This is a genomic window from Shewanella sp. SG41-4 (assembly GCF_014164505.1).
Lineage (GTDB): Bacteria > Pseudomonadota > Gammaproteobacteria > Enterobacterales > Shewanellaceae > Shewanella.
In genome coordinates, this window is record NZ_JACJFI010000136.1 from 1 (window position 1) to 11,146 (window position 11,146).

Here is an 11,146-nt window from a genome sequence, read left to right on the forward strand (position 1 = left end):
AAAGCCAAGGCTGCCACCGAACTTGGCCTAAAAACGTATCAACGAATTGAAAACTTATTTGATGAAGGTGTTGTCGCACGGCAAAAACGTGATGAAGCTTACACTCAATGGCAAGCGGCTAAATACTGTTATCACAAATAGATCAGTTCGAATGGATGATGGCAAATACACCTGGGGTTGAGTCAACGGCAAGCTTGGCTTCTATTGCTAAGAAAGTGAATGCAGGATTTAACGAAGGTAACCCTAAGTGGGAGATTTTACCGCGTACCACCGCGAGTTTAGTCCAAGCCGTTGGCCAAGTACCGACAACATCTGGTTTGCTCAATAGTAATTGTTCTGTGATGCCAGTGTACTTGTTCTTAAAAGATCACAAAGCTGAAACCATTGAGGTGGTTGTAGACAAAGTTAAAGCGGTTGCCGCACAACTTAACTCTGACACTTTGCAATTTAAGTTAGCATCTGGTCCAGTTGGTGTCATGGCCGCCACAAATGAAGCCGTGAGCGAAGCTCAGTTACCAATGATGCTATATGTATATGGCGCTGTGTTTGTACTGTGTTTAATTAGCTTTAAGTCACTCAAAGCGACAATTGCGGTAATTATTCCACTTTATGTGGTATCAACATTAGCGCAAGCATTAATGACCTTGCTTGATATTGGTTTAGCGGTGAGTACCTTACCGGTGATTGCATTAGGTGTGGGTATTGGTGTCGATTACGGCATTTATATCTTGTCGACGATGTCCAATAAACTCAGTAATGGCATGCCGGTGCAACAAGCATATTTCGAAGCACTCGTTGAACGTGGTAGTGCGGTTATCTTTACCGGCCTAACGTTAGCCATTGGAGTGAGCACTTGGTTCTTCTCAGACCTTAAATTCCAAATGGATATGGGGATTTTGCTCACATTTATGTTTTTAGTGAATATGTTGGGAGCAATTATTATTCTACCAGCACTTTCTGCGATGTTTTGGCCGAAAAAGTAACTAAAACATGTAATTAAAATAAAAAAGGGAGCTTAGCTCCCTTTTTTATTTGCATAGTTACTCTATGCAAACGACTTAAATGTCATTTTAAACACTAATCTATGCTGTCGACTGGATTTATAGAGGATGTACCACTAAAATTTTCCTCGATATAGCAGCAATTTAGTAATAAACTTTGCACCAGATCTCAAATATGAGTTTCTTTTGTTAAACGAAAAACAGTTATTTACGTGATATACACAAAATGACTCGGACCGACAGAATCAACAAGCCGAAGCATCCATATAATGATAAGAGCGCTGCCATAGACGCTTAAGGAATCTGCAAAATGGCCTTGAAAGATGCAATGCCTTCAGTACTACTGGAAAATGTAGTCAATTTAATTCACACAAAAATCCCTCATTCTCAAGCCAAACAAGTTGAGCAATTTGCCAATTGCCTCTACGCACATATGTCAAAAGACGATCTCAATGCTCGTAATGACAGTGATTTATATGGTGCTGTAGTGAGCCTTTGGAATGCGCTAAATAAAACGGCCCAGGATAAAACACACATCCGTGTATTTAATCCTAGCCAAGCAAAACATGGCTGGCAGTCAACTCATAGCATTATTGAGGTTATCCAACTTGATATGCCTTTTTTGGTTGACTCGCTCTCAATGGCGTTAAATCGAATGGGTATCACTGCCCACGTGATGTTGCATACGCCATTAGCTGTAGTTCGTGGCAATAATAACAATGTGACAGATGTGTCATTTGTTAATGACACGACAGATAGCAGCAATAATGTTGCTGTATTCTTGGTCGAAATTGATAAACAAAATAGTGATGCTGACATTAAGGCGATTGAAAAAGAAATTCAATCTGTACTTGCTGATGTCTCAGCGTCGGTCAATGACTGGCAGTTAATGTCAGATACATTAACCGATACTATTAAGCAATTACCTTCACGCCCTTTCCCTGGTGATAAAACGGAACTGAAAGAGTCAGTTGATTTCTTAAACTACTTGAACAACCATCATTTCACTTTGCTCGGCTATCGTTATTACGATTTAAAACGTGTTGAAGGTGATGTTGAGCTTGTTCCTAATATTGAATCTAGCTTAGGGCTAATGAACCGTTCAAAAACCTCACACAGTGAGCGCGGTTTATTACTTTCAAGTTTATCTGATTCAGCCCGTAAAGAGGCATTAGATGAAAGCTTACTTGTTCTCACCAAAAGTTCTGCTAAAAGTCGTGTACATCGTCCGGCTTATGTAGACTATATTGGTGTAAAACGTTTCGATAAAAAAGGCAACGTGATTGGTGAAGATCGCTTCATTGGTTTATATGCTTCAAATCTTTATAACCGTAGTCCACGCGAAATTCCATTATTGGGCGAAAAGGTTCAGCGCATTCTTGATAATTCTGGGCTAACTCCGCGCTCGCATGATTATAAAGCGTTGATGAACATTCTAGAAAACTTACCTCGAGATGAGCTAATCCAAGCTAAAGATCGCGAGCTATCAAACATAGCTCACGGTATTTTGGAAATGCAAGATCGCGATAAGTTAAAGCTGTTTGTGCGTAAAGACGGTTATGGTCGTTTCTTGTCGTGTTTAGTATATGTGTCTAAAGACCGCTACAACACTAAGTTACGTCAAGACACTCAACGCATTTTGGCACAACATTTCCAAAGTAATGAAGATGTTGAGTTCACCACGTATTTTTCTGAGTCTACTCTGGCTCGCACTCACTACATTATCAAAGTTGATAATAATAATATGGATGTTGATGTGGCCGCCATTGAAAAAAATCTTATTGAAGCCGCTCGCTCGTGGGATGACAAACTGCACACTGCATTAAACAATGCAGTGGGTGAACAAGCTGGAACAGGACTGACAAAGCGTTATTTAAATGCGTTCCCACCTAGCTATAAAGATGATGTATTACCAAGTTCTGCTGTGGTTGATATGCAGCATTTAGAAGCTTTGGATGATGATCATAAGTTAGGCATGTTGTTCTACCAGCCACAAGAGTCGGCGTTAAATGACAATAAAGTTCGCTTAAAACTGTTCCATAAAGACGAGCCAATTCATTTGTCTGATGTGTTGCCAATGCTTGAAAACTTTGGTTTACGCGTGATCAATGAACGTCCGTACGAAGTGAAAACAAATGATGGCGCGACATTCTGGATTTTAGATTTCTTAATGACAGTGCAAGGCGCTGCCACAGAGAATCTAGCCGACAGCCAAGATCGTTTCCAAACGGCTTTATTACAAGTGTGGCAAAAGAAACTAGAAGATGACGGCTTTAACCGCATGGTGCTTTCAACTGGCTTAAGCGGTCGCGAAGTGTCCATTTTGCGTGCATATGCCAAATACATGCGTCAAATAGACGCGACTTTTAGTCAGTCTTATATTGAAGAAACATTCAGCCGTTATCCGAAACTTGCGGATTTATTGGTTAAAATGTTTATACGTAAATTTAATCCTAAGTTAAAAACGCGCACATTAAGCAAGTTCCTTGAACAAGTGAACTTACAACTTGATGATGTTTCAAGTTTAGATGATGACCGAATTATTCGTCGTTACTTAGATTTAATTAACGCCACATTAAGAACTAACTTCTATCAAACTGCCGTTAGTGGACAAGCTAAAGACTATATTTCGTTTAAATTTTCACCAAGCTTAATCCCAGAAATGCCTAAGCCGATGCCTAAGTTTGAGATTTTCGTGTATTCGCCTCGTGTTGAAGGTGTGCATTTACGCGGTGGTAAAGTGGCCCGTGGTGGTTTACGTTGGTCAGACCGTCGTGAAGACTTCCGTACTGAAGTATTAGGCTTAGTAAAAGCACAACAAGTTAAAAACACCGTGATTGTGCCTGTAGGCGCAAAAGGTGGCTTTGTGTGTAAGCAACTGCCGACAGAAGGTGGTCGCGAAGCATTATTCACTGAAGGGCAAGAATGTTACCGAATCTTTATTCGTGCTTTATTAGATATTTCAGACAACATTGTTAATGGTGAAGTGGTTCCACCTGCGGATGTTGTACGTCACGATGAAGACGATCCATATTTGGTTGTTGCTGCTGACAAAGGCACAGCAACATTCTCAGATATTGCTAATGCGATTGCGATTGAATACAACTTCTGGTTAGGCGATGCGTTTGCCTCTGGTGGTAGTAACGGTTATGACCATAAAAAAATGGGCATTACTGCACGCGGTGCATGGGAGTCGGTTAAACGTCATTTCCGTGAAATTGGTGTAGATTGCCAAACCACTCCATTTAGTTGTGTGGCGATTGGCGACATGGCTGGTGACGTATTTGGTAATGGTATGCTGCTATCTGAGCAAACTCAATTGGTCGCTGCATTTAACCATATGCACATCTTTATTGACCCTACGCCCAAAATTGCAGAAAGCTATGCTGAGCGTCAGCGTTTATTTATTCTGCCACGCTCAAGCTGGGAAGACTATAACGCTAAACTGATTTCTAAAGGCGGCGGGATATTCTTACGCTCTGCTAAGTCAATTAAATTGACACCAGAAATCAAGAAGATGTTAGACACTGACAAAGACACCATGAACCCAACTGAACTGATGAAAGAACTACTGAAAATGCCAGTAGACTTGATTTGGAATGGTGGTATTGGTACATACGTTAAGTCGAGCAAAGAATCAAATGCAGAAGTAGGCGACCGTGCCAACGACACCTTACGTGTTAATGGTAAAGAAGTACGTGCCAAAATCATCGGTGAAGGCGGTAACTTAGGTTGCACTCAATTAGGCCGTATTGAATACTGCGCTAATGGCGGCCGTATGAACACCGACTTCGTTGATAACGTTGGCGGTGTTGATTGCTCTGACAATGAAGTTAACATCAAAATCTTCTTAAACACGTTAGTGGCAGAAGGTGAGTTAACCGTTAAACAGCGTAACCGTTTACTTGAAGACATGACTGACGAAGTCAGTGAAATTGTGATTAAAGATTGTAAAGATCAAACCCGTACGATTTCGGTTACCCAAGTACATGGTGTGTCACAGCTTAAAGAGCAAATTCGTTTTATTCAGTATCTTGAAAAAGACGGTAAACTTGACCGCGCACTTGAGTTCTTACCAACTGATGACGATCTTGCCGAACGTTTAGCCAATGGCCGTGCTTTAACTCGTCCTGAGTTATCGGTATTAGTTGCTTACGCTAAAATGGTGCTTAAAGAGCAGCTAGTGACACCTGAAATCACTGAAGATGCATTTTTAAGCAAACTATTAGTGGCTTATTTCCCTAAAAAGTTACAAGCAAAGTACGCTGACAAAATGATTGCGCATCCTCTACGTGGTGAAATTATTGCTACCTCATTAGCCAATGAATTGGTCAATGATATGGGCTTTAATTTTGTACAACGTATGCAAGATGAGACCGGTGCAACAGTTGCTGAAGCGGCTATTAGTTATACTATGGCCCGAGAAATCTTTGGTCTTGATGAATTAACTACTTCTATTACTGATTTAAACGGTGTTATTCCGGCACATGTGCAGGGTGAAATGTTACATCAGTTGCGTCGTAATATGCGACGTGCATGTCGTTGGTTTATTCGTCATCGTAATCGTGCTCATGATATTGATCAAACTGTGGCATTCTTTAAGCCTGTATTTGAACAGCTTAAAGCCAACGTTGACCAGTATATGATAGTAGCTGAAGTGAAAGTGATTTCTGCTCAAATTACAGCGCTAATAAATGAAAATGTACCTAAAGCAGTTGCACAAGTTGTGGCTAAAATGAGTACATTATTCTCTGCGTTAGACATTGCACAAATTGCTCAAATTGAGAATAAGTCAGTTGAACTGGTATCAGAAACTTACTTTAAACTCGGTGCTAAAGTTGAATTACATTGGTTCTTAGAACAAATCAGTGCTCAACCTGTAGCTAACCATTGGCAAGCACTTGCTCGTGCGGCATTCAGAGAAGAACTTGATTGGCAACAACGTGCATTAAGTTCTGCAGTATTACGTACTTGTACAGATACTTGTGACGCAGATAGTGTTATTAATCAATGGATTACATTAAACAAGCCATTGCTTGAAAGATGGTATCACATGTTAGCGGACTTCAAGGTTTCTCAAACCCATGAATTTGCTAAGTTCTCAGTCGCCTTAAGAGAACTGAACTTGCTGATTTTGCATTGCGAAGGTCAGAAGTAGTTTTTATAATGTGAATAAGCCCTGGCGATTGCCGGGGTTTTTTTTAGGTCTAGGAGAAAACATGTTTTACAAACTCGCGCAAAAAGTAATGTTTCAGATGGACCCTGAGTTAGCCCACAATATAGCGATTGGCAGTTTGAAAATGACTGGAAACAATTTGCTAAATTGTTTCTATCGTCAACAGGTTAAATCTGCTCCAGTAACCTGTATGGGACTGACGTTCCCAAATCCTGTTGGCTTAGCAGCAGGATTAGACAAAGACGGTGAGTCAATTGATGCTTTTCATGCGATGGGTTTTGGTCATGTTGAAGTAGGAACCGTAACACCACGCCCACAAGCCGGGAACGATCAACCTCGTTTATTTCGATTAAAACCTGCCAAAGGCATAATTAATCGTATGGGCTTTAATAATAAAGGTGTCGATAATCTGGTTCGTAATTTAATGGCCAAAAAATCTGACATTATGGTTGGCGTGAACATAGGTAAAAATAAAGATACTCCAGTAGAGCAGGGTAAAGATGATTACCTAATTTGTATGGAAAAGGTCTATCAATATGCAAGTTATATTGCAGTTAATATTTCCTCGCCGAACACTCCTGGTTTACGTTCAATGCAATATGGTGAGTTACTTGATGACTTACTCAGTTCAATTAAAGCCAAACAAACAGAATTAGCAGCTAAACACGGTAAATATGTGCCTGTGGCGCTAAAGATTGCGCCTGATTTAACCGCTGAAGAAATCAGCGCAATAGCTGACTCATTGGTGAATAATCAGTTTGACGGTGTTATCGCGACCAACACCACCCTAAACCGAGATAATGTGGTTGGATTACAACATGCAGAAGAAATGGGCGGTTTAAGTGGTAAACCATTGGCTGATTTATCAACCCAAGTGATCAAACAATTAGCGATATGCTTACAAGGTAAGATCCCGATCATTGGTGTTGGTGGGATCAATAGTGCAGCAGATGCTTTAGCTAAATTTGATGCCGGCTCAACCATGGTGCAGATATACACAGGTTTTATCTACCAAGGACCTAAACTAGTTGATCAGATCGCTAGAGCTTATAGTGCAAAATAACGACTAAAGCATTATATTTTTGATCAAAAATCATGCCGCGATCGAATGTCAGATCGTTCGATCGCGCTAACACTCTGAAATTTATGTTATAATTTATAATTAAATTTTGATATTGAATGAAAAATAAACTATTATGCTCAAGTGTTCATCATTTAGGTGCAGATAGCCATGTTATTAATGCCAAACAAGGACTGGCATTGGGAATACAATGATACTTGCAAGCAGCTAAGTATTTCATTGGGTTCCGAGATGGAGTTCTTAACCCCATACAAGACAAAACTATTAATTCCAGATGCGTTAACCGCAACTGAATTCAATCTTGAACACGCAAAATTCTATATCAAAATGCTTGAAACGCTTCCTAAAGTGTTACATATCTCTGATGCAGGTATTGTGCAAACAGCATTAAATGCCACCGCAGCCCATTTTTTATTACAATCACAAATGCCAAAGTCTTGGTTTTTTGATGAGAGTGATGAGTGTGTTTATTGCGAAGTCGGTAAGTTATTTCAACTTAATTGTGGCTACTCAAAAGTATTAGCTTTAGTGGTTGAAAATGGCTTACAAACCGCAACTGTGATGATTTTATCGCAATACTGTCAGTTATCCGACAGCAGATCGCTAGTACAATTCGATACCATTAAAGTCATGCATAATCGTTTGCACCCTTTGCGTAAAGCCAGGCAAGTCGTGGCAGCTTAAAATCGCTGAAATTAATGAGTGTAATCAAAAAATGCCAAACATAGTTTGGCATTTTTATTTTAGTTAATTGGCTTAATGGCATTTAACTCATTTTACGTAGCACGCTAAGCGGGGCAACACGCAACACCCAATGTAAAATAGCCCATGGATAACTTGGTACATAAGCATTAGCTTTCTCTTTTTGGATCGCTTTCACCATGGCTTTACAGCCTGTCTCAGTGTCGACAATAAACGGAACCGTTTTAACTTTTTCATTAATCTCACTGCGAATAAAGCCAGGATGTATACACGTCACTTTGATTGGTGTGCCCATCACATCGATACGGATTCCTTCAGATAAAGACGTTAAGGCCGCTTTAGTAGCCGCATAAACGGTCATAGCACGTCTAAAGCCACGCACAGCACTGATCGATGAAATGGTGACAAGGTGGCCATTGTTTTGCTCTCTAAAAATAGCCATTGCCGCTTCACATTGGGCTATAGCGGCAATAAAGTTGGTTTGCGCAGTTTGTAAGTTTGCTTCAAAAAAACCGCTGCCGATTGAGGCACCTTTGCCCATGCCGGCATTAACAATGACTCTGTCAAGTTGTCCAAACTCTTGTTTAAACTGACTAAACACCTCAAATACTTGTGGATGGTCGTTCACATCAAGTGATTTAATTAACACTTGGATAGTGGGATTAATCACCAACAATTCTTGCTTTAATTCTTCGAGGCGGTCTATTCGCCTCGCGCACAAAGCAAGATTATGATTTTGCTTAGCAAACTCAATTGCCATACCGCGGCCTAAACCTGAACTCGCCCCAGTGATTAATATGTTTGTCCGTTTCATAATGTGCTCTTTATTTTTGTTTTAATTATTTTAATTATTTTAATTATTTTGCTAAACGTGTTGAACATCGTCACTTAACGATACTCACAAAGTGAATATAACTTAAATTAAGCTGTGTAAATGGCGTTGTGATCCATCAAAAAAGCTATGCTCATTTAAGGTGATTAAACTCAATCGTTGCCGTTTTAACTGTAACTGGGTCACGCCGCAATTAACTAGCTGTTTATTGATATTAAAAAATTGACCTTCTGGCACTGCTAATATTTGCATTATCGCGGCACTAATGACGCCACCTGAGGTGAACACAAAAATAGTGTCATTGTCATTTGTCTGCTCGATGAGTTGTTGTAATCCTTGGCTTACACGTTGAGTAAAGTGTTGCCAAGATTCGCTATAGCTATCGTTAGCGGAATTTGATTGTTGTTGCCATTGCTCAATAGCTTGGCTAAATAATTCGATAAAGGCTCTGGTGGGTGACGTCTGTTGTTGGAGGTAGTACTTCATTGCATCTGGAGATGCCAAGTCTGGTCGATAAACCGCAATAACATTTTCATGATCAAACTCATTCCAAGGTGCACTGATCTTTAATGAATCATGCAACAAAGGGGGTGATAACGTCGATAAACAAGCATCACGAGTTTGTTGATGGCGAGTCATGTTGCCACAAATTACATGGTTAGGTTGAATTAAGCGTTGGTTAAAATACTCACCCAAATGCCGTGATTGGCTATGACCTAAATTTGATAAGTTATCATAGTTATTAGCGCCAAAGCTTGCTTGTCCATGACGGATTAAATAGATATTCGCCATGGTTATCCTTTTTGCTTCATTGCACGTTTACATCGCCATAGTAAATAATGGGAAAAAATCCAAAATTGTTTAAATGCAGGATTACGTGTTTGTTTGTGGTGATAGCGATAGTAAATTTGCTGTACTATACCCGCTAAACGAAACAAGCCAAATACTTCATAAAAGCGGAAATCTTCAATAGTGATGTCCATTTTGTCACAGTAATATTTAACTACTTGCTCACGAGTGAGCATACCATCAAGATGTGTTGGCTGGCGGCGAGTCATTTGGGCTAAAAAGTCATCATCAGCTTCAACCCAATAGGCGAGGGTATTGCCCAAATCCATTAATGGATTACCCAGTGTAGCCAGTTCCCAGTCGAGTATTCCATTGACCTTGCTAATGTCATCTGGATCTAACACTACGTTATCAAACCTAAAGTCATTGTGGGTTAGGCAAATGGTTTCTTGTGCTGGTTTATGTTGTTGTAGCCAAGTCATCACACTTTTACCAGAGGGCACGTTCCAAGTTTTAGCTTGAGTGTAGCGCTGGCTCCAGCCATCAATCTGGCGCTGAGTATATCCTTCTCCTTTGCCGATATGGTTAAGGTTAGCGGCATCAATATCCACTTTGTGTAATTCGATTAAACAATCAATCACATTGGTGCAAAGGGTTCTGGCTTGCAGCTTATCAACTGTCAATCCTTTAGGAAGATTCTGTCTTGGGATAATGCCATTGAGCTTTTCCATGACATAAAACTCAGTTCCTAATACGTCATCATCATCGCAATGCGCCAGCATAGCGGGTACATAAGGGTAAACAGGTTTAAGTGCTTGCTGTAATCGGTACTCGCGCCCCATGTCGTGGGCACCTTTTGCTTTAGTGCCTTTTGGAGCGCGGCGTAAAATCAAATCCCGATTAGCGTAACTTAAGCAGTAAGTCCAATTGGATGCACCGCCAGTGTACTGGGTTATGGTTAAGTCTCCCTCAAGTCCGTCGATATGTTGTTTTAACCACGGGTCAATTATCGCAGCATCAAGCTCCTCGCCGGTACGAACCGCTTTGGCTTTATCTAGATATTGTTGGTTCATTAAACCTGCTCCTCCCTTAACAGTTGTCTTAGGCGATGTGTTTGTTTTAACACTAACTTAAAATACCAACGCAGGGGCAACAAGCGTTTTAACAGATAAAGCCGTTTACCTTGTTGATGGGTCAGTAATATAAATTGTTTGTTCTTTTCCCCTTGATAGGCAATGTCTGCCACTTGCGCTGCATTGATGGGGGACTTATCAAATAGCTTACCCATGAGTTTTTCCATGGTCGGTAATTGGGTGCGCAAACTATTACCAAGATTAGTTTTAAAAAATCCGGGGCATAACACACTAACATTGATATTGTCGTCGGCAAGTTCTAAGCGCAACGTTTCTGATAATGAAACAACGGCTGCTTTTGACGCGTTGTAGCTCGACATAAATGGAATAGGGGTTAATCCAGCTTGTGATGCAACATTAACAATGCTGCCAACACCTTGTTGTTTGAAAAGTGGCACGAATTGCTGGCACATGTTAACGATACCAAACAAG

Annotated in this window: 7 protein-coding genes and 2 pseudogenes; 5 read left to right on the forward strand and 4 right to left on the reverse strand. The window is 40.4% G+C overall.

The genetic code is table 11. From position 1 onward, the window contains the following. The 5 genes and pseudogenes from H5202_RS24285 to H5202_RS13070 all read left to right on the forward strand — a co-directional run. Positions 1 to 126 (forward strand): annotated as a pseudogene (locus H5202_RS24285) (HlyD family secretion protein); the annotation flags it as partial. Beyond that, positions 126 to 983, forward strand: a pseudogene (locus tag H5202_RS13055) (efflux RND transporter permease subunit); the annotation flags it as partial. The pseudogenes H5202_RS24285 and H5202_RS13055, both read left to right, overlap by 1 nt. A gap of 328 nt (positions 984 to 1,311) precedes the next feature. Next, positions 1,312 to 6,159 (forward strand): NAD-glutamate dehydrogenase, encoded by a 4,848-nt coding sequence (locus tag H5202_RS13060; RefSeq protein ID WP_182772451.1) that lies wholly within the window; start codon positions 1,312 to 1,314, stop codon positions 6,157 to 6,159. 61 nt (positions 6,160 to 6,220) lie between these two features. Continuing rightward, positions 6,221 to 7,240 (forward strand): quinone-dependent dihydroorotate dehydrogenase, encoded by a 1,020-nt coding sequence (gene pyrD / locus H5202_RS13065; RefSeq protein ID WP_182772452.1) that lies wholly within the window; start codon positions 6,221 to 6,223, stop codon positions 7,238 to 7,240. A gap of 168 nt (positions 7,241 to 7,408) precedes the next feature. Further along, positions 7,409 to 7,942 (forward strand): cell division protein ZapC, encoded by a 534-nt coding sequence (locus H5202_RS13070; RefSeq protein ID WP_182772453.1) that lies wholly within the window; start codon positions 7,409 to 7,411, stop codon positions 7,940 to 7,942. An 82-nt stretch (positions 7,943 to 8,024) separates the two neighbouring features. Here the strand turns inward: H5202_RS13070 and H5202_RS13075 are convergent, their stop codons facing one another. The 4 genes from H5202_RS13075 to H5202_RS13090 all read right to left on the reverse strand — a co-directional run. After that, entirely contained in the window at positions 8,025 to 8,774 is a 750-nt protein-coding gene (locus H5202_RS13075; protein ID WP_182772454.1) for an SDR family oxidoreductase, read from the reverse strand. Positions 8,775 to 8,876: 102 nt separating this feature from the next. Then, complete coding sequence (locus H5202_RS13080; protein ID WP_182772455.1) at positions 8,877 to 9,584, reverse strand: histidine phosphatase family protein; 708 nt, start codon at positions 9,582 to 9,584, stop codon at positions 8,877 to 8,879. Positions 9,585 to 9,586: 2 nt separating this feature from the next. Then, positions 9,587 to 10,654, reverse strand: a complete 1,068-nt coding sequence (locus H5202_RS13085) for a phosphotransferase family protein (RefSeq protein ID WP_182772456.1) — start codon at positions 10,652 to 10,654, stop codon at positions 9,587 to 9,589. Next, positions 10,654 to 11,146 (reverse strand): SDR family NAD(P)-dependent oxidoreductase (locus H5202_RS13090; protein ID WP_182772457.1); only part of this gene is annotated, 493 nt, incomplete at its 5' end. The genes H5202_RS13090 and H5202_RS13085, both read right to left, overlap by 1 nt.